The sequence below is a fragment of the Flagellimonas pelagia genome, from assembly GCF_003584135.1.
Lineage (GTDB): Bacteria > Bacteroidota > Bacteroidia > Flavobacteriales > Flavobacteriaceae > Flagellimonas > Flagellimonas pelagia.
Window position 1 is genome coordinate 95,637 of sequence record NZ_QXFI01000036.1, and the last position, 15,127, is coordinate 110,763.

Here is a 15,127-nt window from a genome sequence, read left to right on the forward strand (position 1 = left end):
ACATGATGAAGTATGTTTTAACGCTTGCTCTGTTTTCTGCAAGCTTATCGATTTATGCCCAGCACGGGTTGGAAAAAGACATTGCCGCCGTTGAATCCAAAGTGATTGAATGGAGACGTGACATACATGAACATCCTGAACTTAGTAACAGGGAGTTTAAAACAGCAGAGAAAATTGCAGAACATTTAAAATCCCTGGGGATTGAGGTCCAGACCGGCGTTGCCCATACCGGTGTGGTCGGGTTGTTGAAAGGTAAGAAACCAGGAAAAGTGGTCGCCCTTCGTGCCGATATCGATGCTTTACCCGTTACCGAGCGTAACGACCTTCCCTTCAAATCCAATGTTACATCGGAATACTTGGGTCAGGAAGTTGGGGTAATGCATGCCTGTGGACACGACACCCATATTGCCATTTTGATGGGAGTGGCCGAAGTGCTTGCCAAAAACACGGATAAAATACGCGGGACAGTGAAGTTCATCTTCCAACCTGCTGAGGAAGGTGCGCCTCCAGGAGAAGAAGGTGGTGCCGAATTGATGGTAAAAGAAGGTGTACTGGACAACCCAAAGGTAGATGCCATTTACGGTCTCCATATCGGTTCCTATCTTCCTGTGGGGCAAATTGCCTATAAACCAGGGGGCGCCTTGGCCGCTGCACAGCGCTTTGTGGTCAGCATCAAAGGAAAACAAACCCATGGTTCCGCTCCTTGGGGTGGAATCGACCCTATTTATGTGGCTTCCAAAATTGTGGATGGCTACCAGTCCATTATTAGCCGCGAGTTGGAATTGACCAAAGAAGCTGCCGTCATTACCGTGGGTAAGATCAGTGGTGGTGTCCGAAACAATATCATCCCCGAAAGTGCCGAACTTATCGGAACCATCCGAACGTTGGACTATGACATGCAAAAACAGGTCAATGATCGAATGAAGGAAATGGCAGCAGACATTGCCAAAGCCTACCGGGCCGAAGCAACTGTGGAAATCGCCAAAGGCGTGCCGATCACCTACAACGATGTGGACCTGACCGAAAAATCCCTACCAAGCCTGCAACAAGTGGCCGGGGCGGAAAACGTCCATTTGATCAAGGCCATCACCGGAGCCGAGGATTTTTCATTCTATCAGGAAAAAATCCCTGGTTTCTTTTTCATCTTGGGAGGAAAAGACCCAAAATCTGGGCCAGATGAATATTTTCCACACCATACCCCCGATTTCAAAATTGATGATAGCGGGCTGTTATTGGGTGTAAAAGCCATGACCGAAATTGCTTTGGATTATTTGGATAGAAGCAAATAATCCTTGCTAATCCTATAAATCAAGCCCCGATGTCCTCCGTAATTTGGAATTTGGACATCGGGGTTTGATATTTGTAAGCACACCTGAAACTAAAAATATGGAAGCATTTCTTGATTTCTTGGGCGATATCCCTTGGTGGACTTGGATTCTCATCTTTCTTTTGATCGTTGCCATCCGAGATATCTTTTTTCAAAAAGCCCATACCATAAGCCATAATTTTCCCATTGTGGGACATTTGCGGTACTGGCTGGAAAGCATCGGTCCGGAAATGCGCCAGTATTTTGTGGCCAACAACCGAGAGGAACTTCCTTTTAACCGAATTGAACGAAGTTGGATCTACGCTTCTGCCAAAAAGGAAAACAACTACGAGGGATTCGGGACCGATCGTGACATTTACAAGCACCAGCACATTTTTGTGAAAAACGCGATGATCGGGTATCAGGTTCCCGAAAACCATCCCAACATCAAAGATCCTTATTTTATCCCTTGCGCCAAGGTGATGGGTGCATACAACAAACGGAAGAAGCCTTATCGCCCTGCCTCTGTGATCAATGTTTCGGCCATGAGTTTTGGGTCCTTGTCCGCTGCTGCCATTGAATCGTTGAACAAAGGGGTGGAAAAATGTCATGCCTACCACAATACGGGTGAAGGCGGACTGTCGCCCTATCACAAGCAAGGCGGTGATGTTATTTTTCATTTTGGGACCGGATATTTTGGTGTACGCAGCAAGGATGGAAATCTCTCCATGGAAAAATTGAAGATTCTGGTGGATGAAAATCCATGTATCAAGGCCATTGAAATCAAATTGTCGCAAGGAGCCAAACCTGGCAAGGGCGGTGTGCTCCCTGGATCAAAGATTACCCATGAACTGGCAGAGATACGAGGTGTGGAAGTAGGAAAGGATGTCATCTCCCCTCCTACTCACAAAGCTTTCAAAAATATTCCTGAACTCATGGAACTCATCGAGTCCATTGCGCATGAAACTGGGCTTCCCGTAGGAATCAAAGGGGCCATTGGTAAAGTGGACCAATGGGAGGAACTCGCCGATTTGATGATCAAAACTGGTAGGGGCCCGGATTTTATCACCATTGATGGTGGTGAAGGAGGTACCGGTGCGGCACCACCCAGTTTTGCGGACCACGTATCCCTTCCGTGGACCTATGGATTCTCGTCAGTATATAAGCTCTTCTTGGATCGGGGATTAACGGAACGTATTGTCTTCATCGGAAGTGGCAAATTAGGTTTTCCTGCGAAGGCGGCCATGGCCTTTGCCATGGGAGCGGATTGTATCAACGTGGCCAGGGAGGCAATGATGAGCATCGGTTGTATACAGGCCCAGGTATGCCATACGAACAGATGCCCCTCTGGAGTAGCTACACAGAACAAGTGGCTGCAGAACGGCATCAACGTTCCCTTGAAATCCGATAGGCTGGCACAATATTTCAAGACTTTCCGTAAAGAATTTTTGGAGATTACCCATGCCGCAGGGTATGAGCATCCATGCCAATTTCATATGGAAGATATACAAGTGAATGTGGATGATGACTATCTTAGCAGTAATTTGCGTTCGGTCTACAAGTACCAAAAAGAGAAAGTGGATTTTGACTCCATGCAAAAACTTTATGATTGCGTTCACTTGGGTGGACAACCATCTTTGGAAAAAACATTATAATTTAGCCCCGAATATTTTTAACGAACAAATACTACTTATGAAAAAATATTTACCCTTTATATTGTTCCTAGTTCTTGCAAGTACTGCCAGTGCACAAAAGAAAAGCGAACTCATTGCTGAAATTGAAAGCTTAAAAGCCAAGATTTCAGATGTGGAACAGGAACTGGCCAAAGCCAAACGTGAAATATCTTCCGCCAATGCCAAGGCTGAAACCTTGGACACGGAAAATGCAGGGCTTCGGGATGCCAACGCTACCCTATTGAGCAATTTGAGCAATTTCTCGGAACTTTCGAAACAGAATTCGGATAACGTGAACAAGGCTATGGCCGCATTGGCCAGAAAGGAAAAGCAGTTGAGTGGCATCAACGATATGATCTCTGCCAATGATTCCACCGCCATTGTTTCTTTGACGCGGATCAAACAAACCTTGGGCGAAAATGCCAATGTGGGCGTAGCTGAGGGAACCATTTCCATTTCCAGCAGCTTGAACAACCTTTTTGGTTCGGATACCTCTTCTGAATTAACCGAGGAAGGAAAAGCCTGGTTGGCCAATGTGGCGAAAGTGATCAAGGCCAATCCCAATTTTAAAGCCGAAGTGGAAGGGTTGAACATGACAGGAGAATTCGGACCTACATTTGATCAAGCTGCCGCCGTGGCCAAAGAACTGGTCGGAATATTGGAAATTCCTGCAAACCGTATCGGCATCTCTGCCAAGGATGGCAATTTTAAGGAAGGAATCAATATAAAGTTACAGCCTGACTACAAAGGTTTTTATGCCAAGGCCAAGGAAAGTGCCAAAGCGACCCGATAACATCTCCGCGAAACATACTTTTTAGGATTTTGGTTCGTTCTTGGTAGTGTAAAATCAAAACAAAAACCAAACTATCCTATGAGTGGAGATCAAATCCTTCAGCTATTTGCCTATTTAATGCCTGCGGTGGTAACCGGAGCGGTTGCCTTTTACTTTTTTAGATTGCATACCCGTAATGAGGATGGCAGACGTCGTTTTCTATTGCACAAGGATTCCCAAAAGGAAACGCTGCCCGTTCGTTTGCAAGCCTATGAGCGTATGGCCCTTTTCCTGGAACGTATTGCCTTGAACAGCCTTGTGGTAAGGGTCGCACCGAAAACCAAAAGCAAGAGCGATTATGAAAACCTGCTCATCAAACAGATAGAAACGGAATTTGAACACAACCTGTCCCAACAGATCTATATGACTGATGAATGCTGGAACATCATCAAAACGGCTAAAAATGCCACCATCCAGATTATCCGTAGTGCCGGGATGAGCCAAACCGATTCCCCTGACAAGTTGAGGGAAGATATCCTGAACCAAACCATGGAAAAACAATCCCCTTCGCAGACCGCATTGGCATTTGTAAAAAAAGAGGTGAGCGAACTTTGGGATTGACCTATTCCTGCATTTCGGGATTGATCGGACTGGTTTCCTCGTTCTTGTTTTTAGCGTATAGGTAGCCTCTTTTCCACCACATGGTCATTCGTTCCTTATTGAAAATCAATGAATTGGTTGTCAGTACGGTAGGGGTGTAATAAAAATTGATGATAGCATCCTTTTGGTTGGCCACCAATTTCCCGATACGGACATTTTGATTTTCAATCCTGTCCAACATAAAACTGAAGATGGTGGTGATCAAGTCGAAAGGGTTTTTGGTGGACATACGGTTCAAATGGTTCACTTCGGTGTGGAGCACCACTACATCGACTTCAGTGGCACCTCGTTGTAGAGCTTCCTCAATGGGTACTAAGCTGCCCAATCCCCCATCGGCATATTCGCAACCATCTTTTTTGACCAAGCTCATAAAGGGCGTATAATTGGAGGAAATCCAAATCCAATCGCAAAATTCATCATAAGTGCAATCGTTAATGGACTTATACTCCACTTGGTTCAGGGAAAGGTTGGAAACCGTGACCACTACATCCATATCCCCTTCTTTCAATTCTTCAAATTCTTCCATGGTGATAGAATCCCGAATCAATTTGCGGAGATTTTCACTTTCGCCAAAGGTCTTTTTACCTCGGATAAAGTTTTTGACCACGTTCCAGTGGTTGATGGCAATGATTTCGACCCCGTGCTTTTTCTTGATGATGAAGGGACAGTTATTGAAAATACTATCTTGATCTACCGAAGAATAAATTTCCTTGATTTTGTCCAGTTTGTTCAACGCTAGATGGGAAATCAGGAGGCTTCCTGTTGAGGTTCCCACAAAAAGATCGTACTTGTGTTTGGCCTCCTGGATCAGGAATTGGGCCACTCCACCTGCAAAAGCTCCCTTACTGCCCCCACCAGAAATGACCAATGCCCTCATTCACCCAAAGTTTTGTCCAAATATTGCTTTTCTTCTTGATTTAGCAAAGGATATATGGACTTTACCCTTGCCAAACCGCCTTCTTGCTTTAAAATTTCATTCAAAATATTGCGTGCCGATTTTTTAAAATGCCAAACATGGTGGCTACAGGCCTCGATTAAATTTTTGAGCGACTCATCGTTGAACCCGCCAATACTTTTTAAATATTCAAAAGCCATTAACCGTGTTTCAAAATGATATTCTGCCCCGGTATAGTTGCTCAATTCCTCCAAATAAGAAGGTTTTAAGTCGGAACGATATTCGGGAGTTACAAGGGCCAAGGTCAACCACAATAATCGAATATTTTTGTTGGGAAACCCGATGACGGACTGCGTTTTATCAAGATAACGGCCCCTACCCTCGGGAAAATCAGACCAAAGTTTGTACAACGCCGATTCCATTGTGGTGTAGCTCGCATCGGTCAACAACGCTTCTGCTGGATTTTGCAATTCTTCTGGTACTTTATCCAGCGATAAAATGACAGCTTGCCGCACTTTTAAATCATCTTCCTTCAATACCTTTTCCAAAAATAAGGTCGACAGGTTCTTGCCATAATCCAAAATGAGATTTTGTTTCAATTGGGATGAGGTGAAGAAGTCCCAAGCATTTGACAATATAGATTCCACGGCTTCTGGATTGTCTTCAATTTTGCTTTTGATTTCAAAATACTGTCTGATGGAAGCATTTTTCTCCATTAAAAAGGTTTGCACACTTTCAAAAGGAAAATCTGACTGATGTAACCAAGTTGATTCAAAATCGGAAAGTCCCATGCCGGAAACAGCCTCCATCTCCGCCATAAAATTGGGAATGGTCACATTTTGGTAAGCATATTTATTCAGATAATTCTGGATCCCTTTCTTAAAAGGGGTTTCTCCCAACTTATCCTGAAGCATCACCAAGGCCCAAGCGCCTTTCTCATAAAAAGTCAGACTTCCCGCCCCTGAATTTCTTAAAGCCTCTCCTTGATCGTCCTCCGAAAAATTCTCCAAAGCATTCGCGGTTTCCAACAAATGCCAATAAAAATAATCTTCCCCGAAAATGTCCTTTTCCGCCAAATAGGCATAAAACGTGGCAAAACCTTCATGCAACCAATGGTGCTCACTGCTGGTTTCGGTAACAAGATCCCCAAACCATTGATGGGCCAGTTCATGGGCGTTTACATTCACGTAATTTTTATCCACAAAGGCTGTTGAATCAATTACGTATTGGTTGGAAAAAATGGTACAGGTGGTGTTTTCCATACCCGCATATAAAAAATCCTGAACAGGGACTTGTTTGTAATTCTGCCACGGATAAGGCACGCCGATTTCCTTCTCCAAAAAGTCAAAAATATGTTGGGTGTAACGATACGTGGGCTCCACTTTTAAGCTGTCCTTGGGTTCATAGTATAATTCAATGGGCACTCCGGATGAAGATTTGAGCTCTTTTTTATCAAAATCCCCAATGGCAAAACCGACTAGATAACTGCTCATGGGTTTTTGCATGTCAAACTTCCATTGTCTTGAATATTCAGCTATCGAGTCAACTGATTTCAGTTCCCCATTAGAAATAACCGAAAAGCCTATATCAGCAATGATATTAATATCAAACTCAATTTTATCCGTCATATCGTCCAAACTGGGCAACCAATGGCTGGTATATTTTCCTTGCCCTTGGGTCCAAACTTGATCAATTATTGTCCAGTTTCCTTCCAAATCAACTTCTTTAGCAGAAATAATACTTGATAATATCGGTATCGTTGGTGACTCTATATTTTTTCCTTGAATGAAATAAACCGTTTGCTTTGGAATTGACTTAAAACTCAATTTAACTAAATGAGTATTTCCTTTTTTAAAACTATTTTTCAAGACGATTTTTTTCTTGGTGTTCTCATATAAAACATCTTTGTCATCGAGAAGGACAGCAGAAAAATCCATGTCATGTGCATCTAAAAAGATGGTGTTTACATCATCAAGCACCTTAAATTCATAGGCGACAGAGCCTTGAATCATTTTATCTTCCAATATAGGCTCCACAAAAACTTCCGCATGGATAAAATCCACCTTGTCCTGAACCTGGGCGTTCAGGAGGTGCACAAATAGGAGAAAAATAAGAATCGGGTTCAGCTTCATACGATCATCCCATCAAAAGTCCTTCCAAATTACATATTTTAGTTCGATGAATCCCAATTTTCTACAAACTCCCATTGCCTATCTCAAAGGTGTCGGTCCCAACCGGGCCGATATCCTCAAGGCCGAATTGGGCATAGAAACCTATCGGGACCTGCTCCATCTCTTCCCCAATCGTTATTTGGACCGCACCAGTTATTACAAAATCAACCAATTGCAACCCAGCGGTGCCGATGTGCAGGTGGTCGGGAAAATCATCCACCTCAAAATGGTGGAACAAAAACGGGGTAAACGTTTGGTGGCCACTTTTGTGGACGAAACCGGACAAATGGAACTCGTTTGGTTTCGTGGGCATAAATGGATCAAGGAAAGTTTAAAAATTAATGAACCCTACGTGGTGTTCGGTCGCGTTTCCCAATACGGAAGCACTTTTTCGATGCCCCATCCCGAAATGGAACTGTTGGTTCAGCATCAACAAGGACTGAAAATTGCCATGCAACCCATCTATCCATCCACGGAGAAGCTAAGTGCTTCGGGGATTACAAACAAGGTTGTTTCAAAAATGGTGCAACAGCTTATTCTGGAGTCAAGGGGGATGTTTCCGGAGTCCTTGTCCCCCAATATTTTGGATGAACTTCGGTTGATTTCCAAAACGGAAGCCTTGTTGAACATCCATTTTCCTAAAAATCAAGAGCTATTGGCGCGGGCACAGTTCCGATTGAAATTTGAGGAGTTGTTTTTTGTGCAGATGCAATTGATTTCAAAGAAAATGCTGCGCAAACAAAAGATCAAGGGATTACCTTTTGAAAATGTGGGCGAAAATTTCACCACGTTTTTTGAAAACCACCTCCCTTTTGAGCTCACCGAAGCACAAAAACGCGTAATCAAGGAGATCCGGAACGATTTGGGCAGCAATGCACAAATGAACCGCTTGTTGCAGGGCGATGTAGGGTCCGGGAAGACCATCGTGGCCTTGATGTGTATGCTGTTGGCTATCGATAACGGATTTCAGGCCTGTTTGATGGCCCCTACGGAAATCTTGGCTACCCAACATTACAACGGGCTGAAGGAACTTTTGGTGAACATGGATATCAAGATTGCTCTTTTGACGGGTTCCACAAAAAAATCGGAACGGACCTTGTTGCACAACCAATTGGAAAATGGAAATCTCAACATTTTGGTGGGCACCCATGCTGTTTTGGAGGATAAAGTTCAGTTCAAAAACCTTGGGTTGGCCATTGTGGACGAACAACATCGGTTTGGGGTGGCACAACGATCCAAATTGTGGCAAAAAGGAAGCCCTCCCCAAATCCCTCCCAAAGGGAGGGTGGAAGAAATTCGATATAAATATCAAACAGCTAGACCTTCAACCTATAAATTGCTTAAAGAGTTTCAAAAGGAACGCAAAAAGAATACTACGGATGCCGAACGTATTCTTTGGGAACAATTAAAAACCAAGAAACTTGGAACAAAGTTTAGACGACAGCATGTAATCGACATTTTCATTGTTGACTTCATTTGTTTGTCTAAAAAATTGATTGTTGAGGTAGATGGTGGCTATCATAACAATCCTTCCCAAAAAGAAGCCGATGACATGCGAACCTCAATTTTAAATGAGTTTGGGTACAAGGTAATTCGGTTTAAAAATGAAGAGGTCTTCGGAGCTATTGATTCTGTAATTAACAGAATTGAAAATATACTGGATAGGCTCCCCGTCGGGGAGGATGGAGGGGCCATACCCCCCCACATTTTGGTGATGACGGCAACACCGATTCCAAGAACACTGGCCATGAGTCTGTATGGGGATTTGGATGTTTCTGTAATTGATGAACTTCCTCCAGGTCGTAAACCCGTGACCACGGTCCATCGCTTTGATAACAATCGATTAAAAGTTTTTGGATTTCTCAAGGATGAAATCAAGAAAGGTCGACAGGTGTATATTGTGTACCCCTTGATCCAAGAATCGGAAGCTATGGATTACAAAGATTTGATGGACGGTTATGAGAGCATCGCCAGGGATTTTCCACAACCGGAATATCAAATTTCCATTGTTCACGGCCAGATGAAACCAGCGGACAAAGACTACGAAATGGAACGCTTCGTAAAAGGTGAAACCCAAATTATGGTGGCCACAACGGTAATAGAGGTTGGGGTGAACGTCCCCAATGCCTCGGTGATGATTATTGAAAGTGCGGAACGTTTTGGGCTTTCCCAATTACATCAGCTTCGTGGGCGTGTTGGTCGCGGTGCCGAGCAGAGTTTTTGTATTTTAATGACGGGCCACAAATTGTCCGAAGATGCCAAAACCCGTTTGCAGACGCTGACCAGTACCAACGATGGTTTTGAGATTGCCGAGGTGGACTTAAAGCTACGTGGACCGGGTGATTTGATGGGCACCCAACAAAGTGGGTTGTTGGCCTTGAAGATTGCCGACATTGTAAAGGACAACCAAATTTTACAGACCGCTCGGTATCATGCCATGCAATTGCTGAAAAACGACCCCAGATTGGAAAAAGAGGAAAATGCACCCGTCCTTCAGGCATTTACCAAAATGATGACCAACAAAACCATTTGGAATTATATAAGTTAAAAAAGCCCAGTTTTTCACCGGGCTTTTTTTCAATTCATTTTTATCAATTGATATCCTCACCTTGTTCCAATTTTGGAAAATAGGAGGCAATCGCATTCCGATTGGCCTGATCCGGTGCTCTTCCTTCCGCAATTTTCAAATGCTTTAAAGCCGTTTTATAATTACCAACCGCTGAATACCCTCTTGCCAACCCAAAGTCCACAGGCCAGGTTCCCTTGTGCTTTTTGGCATTCCATTTAAAAACTTCAAGTGCCTCTTCCTTCTTGCCTTGGGCTATAAGTTGTCTCCCGTAGGCATGCACTTCAAAAACAGTTCCAAGTGGCAAGGCTTCATCCATGATCGTCTTAGCTTCCGCGGATTTTCCCTGTTTTTCCAAAATCTGGGATTTTATACTCAGATTGCTGAAATTCTTTTCACTAAAGAACTGCCCTTCAATGGCAGCGTTGATCCAGCCAAGAGCTTCGTCCAAGTCACCCCCATTATTGAGTGAATAGTTGGCCGCTTGTTCCCAACTCGCGCGATTGAATCCAGGTGATGTCTGTATTTGTTGTCGGATTTCAGCTAAAACGTTTTTGGTCACATCAGTTTCAATCCTGAACGGAATCTGTTTTTTCTCCCATTTTAAGGAAGCTACGGTGGAGTTCGGCAGCACGTCATCAAACGAATAGGTCAACTGTTCAACAAATGGGATTTCCTGCGTCTTGACATCTACACGCAAGGCATCTTCAGAAGAATCGTAGAAGAAACTTCCCCAGGCACCATGGTTTTTAGAAAAAATGATTGTGGCCTTATCATCCTCATAGACAATCATATGCAAGCCATATTCCCCAGCTGGAAGGTTCTTGCCTTCAACATTGACATCATGTGTGGTCCTGAATATAGTATTTTCATTGGCTCCAGCCCTCCAAGGAGATTCGGTAGCCGTTCCAAAACCCAAATTGTTCATCCCATACGGAACAAGAGAGCCCCATACTTTTCTGCCATTCACACTGGGTCGGGAGTACACTAAGGTCAAGTCAGTATTTCCTATTCTTTGGGATACTTCGGCTTTCTGACTGCTTTGTGGTAAAAAATCGAATTGGGCTGAAGCTGTTTTGCACAGCAATAGCGCGACAACCAGTAGAGTTGCCTTCAGTGTGGTATAATTTTTCATCATTAGTTCGTTTTTGATTTAGTTTTTCCTTGTTTTTAGATATATCCTCCCAATGTAAAAACCTTATGGCTACTCTAGCGTTAGAGCTTTGTTAAAAACTACCTATGCTTTTAAAATTCAATGGGTTATTTTAAACTACAGATTATTCTTGCGTTCAAAGGTTAATTTGTTGGATTATGGTTTTGTCCTTTAATTTTGATGTTGAACATCGTAATTTTACCTTGTTCCGATAAACGGATTTTCATTCAAATTTTAACTTTGTAAGCTTACATAATTTGATTGTTACCATGAGCAAAACACTTTTTGATAAAGTATGGGATTCCCATGTAGTTCAGCATATTGATAATGGTCCGGATGTACTGTTCATTGACAGGCATTTGGTCCACGAAGTTACGAGTCCCGTGGCTTTTCTCGGGTTGAAGAACCGCGGCATTAAGGTATTGTACCCAGAGCGCACTTTCGCCACTGCGGATCACAACACCCCCACCATAAATCAACATTTGCCGGTTCAAGATCCATTGTCTGCCAACCAATTGAAAGCTTTGGAGGAGAATGCAACGGCCTACAATATTCCTTATTGGGGTCTTGGACATAAGAAAAATGGTATTGTACACGTGATCGGTCCAGAGAATGGCATCACCGTTCCAGGGGCAACGATTGTATGTGGAGATTCCCACACTTCAACCCATGGTGCATTTGGCGCCATCGCCTTCGGTATCGGTACCAGCGAGGTGGAAATGGTATTGTCTACCCAATGCATCATGCAACCGAAACCCAAGAAAATGCGCATCAACATCAACGGGAGCCTGAACAAGGCCGTAACCCCAAAAGATGTGGCGTTGTTCATCATTTCCAAATTGACCACTTCTGGTGCTACCGGATATTTTGTGGAATATGCCGGTGATGTGTTCAAAAACATGTCCATGGAAGGTAGGATGACCGTGTGCAACCTCAGTATTGAAATGGGTGCAAGAGGCGGAATGGTCGCTCCCGATGAGAAGACTTTCGAATACATCAAAGGTCGCGAATACACACCAAAAGGAGCCGATTGGGACAAGGCAATGGAATTCTGGAAAACCTTGTATTCCGATAGCGATGCTGTATTTGACAAAGAATTGACTTTTGCTGCCAACGAAATTGAACCCATGATCACCTATGGTACCAACCCTGGTATGGGCATGGGCATCAAAAATGATATTCCAATGGCTGAAGCCGTTGAAGGCGGCGTAGCCACCTATAAAAAATCATTGGAATACATGGCGTTCAATGAAGGGGATGCCATGATCGGCAAACCTATCGATTTTGTGTTCTTGGGGAGCTGCACCAATGGTAGGATCGAAGATTTCAGGGCTTTTGCCTCCATCGTAAAAGGAAGGAAAAAAGCGGACAACGTAACCGCTTGGTTGGTTCCAGGATCTCATCAAGTAGAAGAAGCCATCAAGGAAGAAGGTATTTTGGATATTTTGCAAGATGCCGGATTTGAGCTACGTGAACCGGGTTGTTCTGCCTGTTTGGCCATGAACGACGACAAGGTTCCTGCCGGAAAATACGCGGTGAGCACTTCCAACCGAAACTTTGAGGGAAGACAAGGACCAGGTGCTAGAACTTTGTTGGCTAGCCCATTGGTTGCTGCCGCTGCGGCCGTAACCGGAAAAGTCACCGACCCAAGGGAACTTATGGAAGAAGTCTACGCATAGCAATAAACAATGTACAATGAGCAATTACCAATGATCAATTCAAACGTATTGTTTATTGTTAATTGAAAAACTGAAAATTGAAACAACATGGCATACGATAAATTCAGCATATTAAAAAGTTCAGCGGTACCCCTGCCGATAGAGAATGTGGATACCGATCAAATTATTCCTGCCCGTTTCCTAAAAGCAACGGAAAGAAAAGGATTTGGGGACAACCTGTTCCGCGATTGGCGTTACAACTCCGATGGTACTCCAAAGGAGCATTTTGTATTGAACAACCCCATTTACAGTGGAAAAATTCTGGTGGGTGGTAAAAACTTTGGTTCCGGGTCTTCCCGCGAGCATGCCGCTTGGGCCGTTTATGATTATGGTTTCCGATGTGTGGTTTCCAGCTTTTTTGCCGATATTTTTAGGAACAACTGTTTGAATGTTGGAGTGCTGCCCGTTCAGGTAAGTCCCGAATTTTTGGACAAAATTTTCACTGCTATCGAAGTAGATCCCAACACCGAATTGGAAGTGAACCTTCCCGAGCAGACCATCACTATTTTGGCCACTGGGGAAAAGGAAAGCTTCGACATCAACGATTACAAAAAAGGCAACATGCTCAATGGGTTCGACGACATCGATTATCTGTTGAACATCAAGGAAGGCATCCAAACCTTTGCCGAGAACACACCACTTTAATCTGACCTTCAGAACAAGGCACGAGAATGAAAACACGCACCGTTGAAATCATGGACACCACCCTTCGGGATGGTGAACAAACCTCTGGGGTTTCCTTTTCCGCTTCGGAAAAGCTCACCTTGGCCAAACTCCTTTTGGAAGAACTCAAGGTAGACCGTATCGAGGTGGCCTCGGCACGCGTTTCAGAAGGGGAAATGAAAGCGGTGCAGAGCATTACGGAGTGGGCCGAATCTGAAGGATTGTTGTCCAAAGTGGAAGTTTTGACGTTTGTGGATGGTGGTGTGTCTTTAAAGTGGATGCAGGAAGCAGGCGCCAAGGTCCAGAACTTGTTGACCAAGGGTTCCTTGAACCACCTGACCCATCAACTCAAGAAAACTCCTGAGCAACATTTCAATGAAATAGCAGAGGTCATTTCCAAAGGAAAAGCATTGGGCATCGATACCAATGTGTACTTGGAAGATTGGAGCAATGGCATGCGCAACTCCAAGGAGTATGTGATGCAATTCCTTGATTTTCTGACAAAGCAACCCATCAAACGTGTTTTGTTACCGGACACTCTTGGTGTTTTGACCCCCGAAGAAACAGGAGCATTTTTCAAGGAAATCATAGAACGCTACCCCAATACCCATTTTGATTTTCACGGACATAATGATTACGACCTGAGTGTCGCGAATGTCATGGAAGCCTTGAAAGCGGGTGCCAATGGTCTACACCTTACCGTAAATGGTATGGGCGAACGTGCAGGGAATGCCCCATTGGCCAGTGTGGTTGCTGTAATCAATGATTTTTTACCAGAAATAACCATCGGCGTCAAGGAATCCTCGCTTTACAAAGTGAGTAAATTGGTCTCCGCGTTTACCGGTTTTGGTATTCCTGACAATAAACCAATTGTTGGCGACAACGTTTTTACTCAAACTGCTGGAATACACGCAGATGGAGATAGCAAAAAGAATCTTTACTTTAATGATTTGTTGCCTGAGCGTTTTGGCAGGAAGCGCAAATATGCCTTAGGCAAAACCTCTGGGAAAGCGAACATACAAAAGAATTTACAGGAACTTGGATTGACCTTGAACGATGACGAACTGAAAAAGGTCACCGAACGCATCATCGAACTTGGGGACAAGAAAGAACGCGTCACCAAAGACGACCTTCCCTATATCATTTCCGATGTTCTGGACAGCAACCTACACCAACAAAAGGTATTCGTGAAATCGTACGTGCTCACCCACTCCAAGGGATTGAAACCCTCCACTACCCTTTCCATCGAGATTGAAGGAAAAGTGTACGAGGAAAGTTCCCAAGGTGATGGACAGTTTGATGCCTTCATCAACGCTTTGAAAAAAGTCTACAAAAAAGAAAACAGGGAATTGCCCAAGTTGGTGGACTATGCCGTTCGGATTCCCCCTGGCAGTACTTCCGATGCCCTTTGCGAAACCATAATCACTTGGCAGACCAAGGACAAAGATTTTACGACCCGTGGATTGGATTCCGACCAAACGGTATCGGCAATTAAGGCCACCGAAAAAATGCTCAACCTTGTTTAAGAATATTGATAATTGTTTATTGAA

Annotated in this window: 11 protein-coding genes; 8 read left to right on the forward strand and 3 right to left on the reverse strand. The window is 43.9% G+C overall.

Annotation, left to right across the window (positions count from 1 at the left end; genetic code table 11):
- Positions 1 to 5 precede the first annotated feature (5 nt).
- The 4 genes from D2V05_RS17445 to D2V05_RS17460 all read left to right on the forward strand — a co-directional run bounded on the left by D2V05_RS17445 (position 6) and on the right by D2V05_RS17460 (position 4,372).
- Complete coding sequence (locus D2V05_RS17445) at positions 6 to 1,289, forward strand: amidohydrolase (protein ID WP_119648804.1); 1,284 nt, start codon at positions 6 to 8, stop codon at positions 1,287 to 1,289.
- A 97-nt stretch (positions 1,290 to 1,386) separates the two neighbouring features.
- Complete coding sequence (locus D2V05_RS17450; RefSeq protein WP_119648805.1) at positions 1,387 to 2,961, forward strand: FMN-binding glutamate synthase family protein; 1,575 nt, start codon at positions 1,387 to 1,389, stop codon at positions 2,959 to 2,961.
- Positions 2,962 to 2,998: 37 nt separating this feature from the next.
- Positions 2,999 to 3,772, forward strand: coding sequence for a hypothetical protein (locus tag D2V05_RS17455; protein ID WP_119649369.1), 774 nt, complete (start codon positions 2,999 to 3,001; stop codon positions 3,770 to 3,772).
- Between the two features lie 78 nt (positions 3,773 to 3,850).
- Positions 3,851 to 4,372, forward strand: a complete 522-nt coding sequence (locus D2V05_RS17460) for a DUF7935 family protein (RefSeq protein ID WP_119648806.1) — start codon at positions 3,851 to 3,853, stop codon at positions 4,370 to 4,372.
- Between the two features lies 1 nt (position 4,373).
- On the opposite strand, the gene D2V05_RS17465 is transcribed toward D2V05_RS17460, so the two are convergent.
- Together D2V05_RS17465 and D2V05_RS17470 are read right to left on the reverse strand one after the other, a co-directional pair.
- Complete coding sequence (locus D2V05_RS17465) at positions 4,374 to 5,288, reverse strand: patatin-like phospholipase family protein (protein WP_119648807.1); 915 nt, start codon at positions 5,286 to 5,288, stop codon at positions 4,374 to 4,376.
- The gene (locus D2V05_RS17470) at positions 5,285 to 7,438 is read right to left on the reverse strand and encodes a M1 family metallopeptidase (protein WP_119648808.1); all 2,154 of its coding nucleotides are present in this window, start codon (positions 7,436 to 7,438) and stop codon (positions 5,285 to 5,287) included. The genes D2V05_RS17465 and D2V05_RS17470 overlap by 4 nt, the downstream gene beginning before the upstream one ends.
- A gap of 46 nt (positions 7,439 to 7,484) precedes the next feature.
- Between D2V05_RS17470 and D2V05_RS17475 the strand changes: the two genes are divergently transcribed.
- Positions 7,485 to 10,025, forward strand: a complete 2,541-nt coding sequence (locus D2V05_RS17475) for a DUF559 domain-containing protein (protein WP_119648809.1) — start codon at positions 7,485 to 7,487, stop codon at positions 10,023 to 10,025.
- Between the two features lie 43 nt (positions 10,026 to 10,068).
- Here the strand turns inward: D2V05_RS17475 and D2V05_RS17480 are convergent, their stop codons facing one another.
- Positions 10,069 to 11,181, reverse strand: a complete 1,113-nt coding sequence (locus D2V05_RS17480; protein ID WP_119648810.1) for a DUF2911 domain-containing protein — start codon at positions 11,179 to 11,181, stop codon at positions 10,069 to 10,071.
- 284 nt (positions 11,182 to 11,465) lie between these two features.
- Between D2V05_RS17480 and leuC the strand changes: the two genes are divergently transcribed.
- The 3 genes from leuC to D2V05_RS17495 all read left to right on the forward strand — a co-directional run bounded on the left by leuC (position 11,466) and on the right by D2V05_RS17495 (position 15,103).
- Positions 11,466 to 12,875, forward strand: coding sequence for a 3-isopropylmalate dehydratase large subunit (leuC, locus tag D2V05_RS17485; RefSeq protein ID WP_119648811.1), 1,410 nt, complete (start codon positions 11,466 to 11,468; stop codon positions 12,873 to 12,875).
- Positions 12,876 to 12,962: 87 nt separating this feature from the next.
- The gene (gene leuD, locus D2V05_RS17490; protein WP_119648812.1) at positions 12,963 to 13,559 is read left to right on the forward strand and encodes a 3-isopropylmalate dehydratase small subunit; all 597 of its coding nucleotides are present in this window, start codon (positions 12,963 to 12,965) and stop codon (positions 13,557 to 13,559) included.
- Positions 13,560 to 13,585: 26 nt separating this feature from the next.
- Entirely contained in the window at positions 13,586 to 15,103 is a 1,518-nt protein-coding gene (locus D2V05_RS17495) for an alpha-isopropylmalate synthase regulatory domain-containing protein (RefSeq protein ID WP_119648813.1), read from the forward strand.
- Positions 15,104 to 15,127: the final 24 nt, after the last annotated feature.

What these genes read in the sequence shown, in the direction of transcription:
- D2V05_RS17455 (WP_119649369.1), top strand. Translation starts at nt 2,999, where the DNA reads ATGAAAAAATATTTACCCTTTATATTGTTCCTAGTTCTTGCAAGTACT.
- leuD (WP_119648812.1), top strand. Translation starts at nt 12,963, where the DNA reads ATGGCATACGATAAATTCAGCATATTAAAAAGTTCAGCGGTACCCCTG.
- D2V05_RS17465 (WP_119648807.1), bottom strand. Translation starts at nt 5,288, where the DNA reads ATGAGGGCATTGGTCATTTCTGGTGGGGGCAGTAAGGGAGCTTTTGCA.
- D2V05_RS17495 (WP_119648813.1), top strand. Translation starts at nt 13,586, where the DNA reads ATGAAAACACGCACCGTTGAAATCATGGACACCACCCTTCGGGATGGT.
- D2V05_RS17480 (WP_119648810.1), bottom strand. Translation starts at nt 11,181, where the DNA reads ATGATGAAAAATTATACCACACTGAAGGCAACTCTACTGGTTGTCGCG.
- D2V05_RS17445 (WP_119648804.1), top strand. Translation starts at nt 6, where the DNA reads ATGAAGTATGTTTTAACGCTTGCTCTGTTTTCTGCAAGCTTATCGATT.
- D2V05_RS17460 (WP_119648806.1), top strand. Translation starts at nt 3,851, where the DNA reads ATGAGTGGAGATCAAATCCTTCAGCTATTTGCCTATTTAATGCCTGCG.
- leuC (WP_119648811.1), top strand. Translation starts at nt 11,466, where the DNA reads ATGAGCAAAACACTTTTTGATAAAGTATGGGATTCCCATGTAGTTCAG.
- D2V05_RS17470 (WP_119648808.1), bottom strand. Translation starts at nt 7,438, where the DNA reads ATGAAGCTGAACCCGATTCTTATTTTTCTCCTATTTGTGCACCTCCTG.
- D2V05_RS17450 (WP_119648805.1), top strand. Translation starts at nt 1,387, where the DNA reads ATGGAAGCATTTCTTGATTTCTTGGGCGATATCCCTTGGTGGACTTGG.
- D2V05_RS17475 (WP_119648809.1), top strand. Translation starts at nt 7,485, where the DNA reads ATGAATCCCAATTTTCTACAAACTCCCATTGCCTATCTCAAAGGTGTC.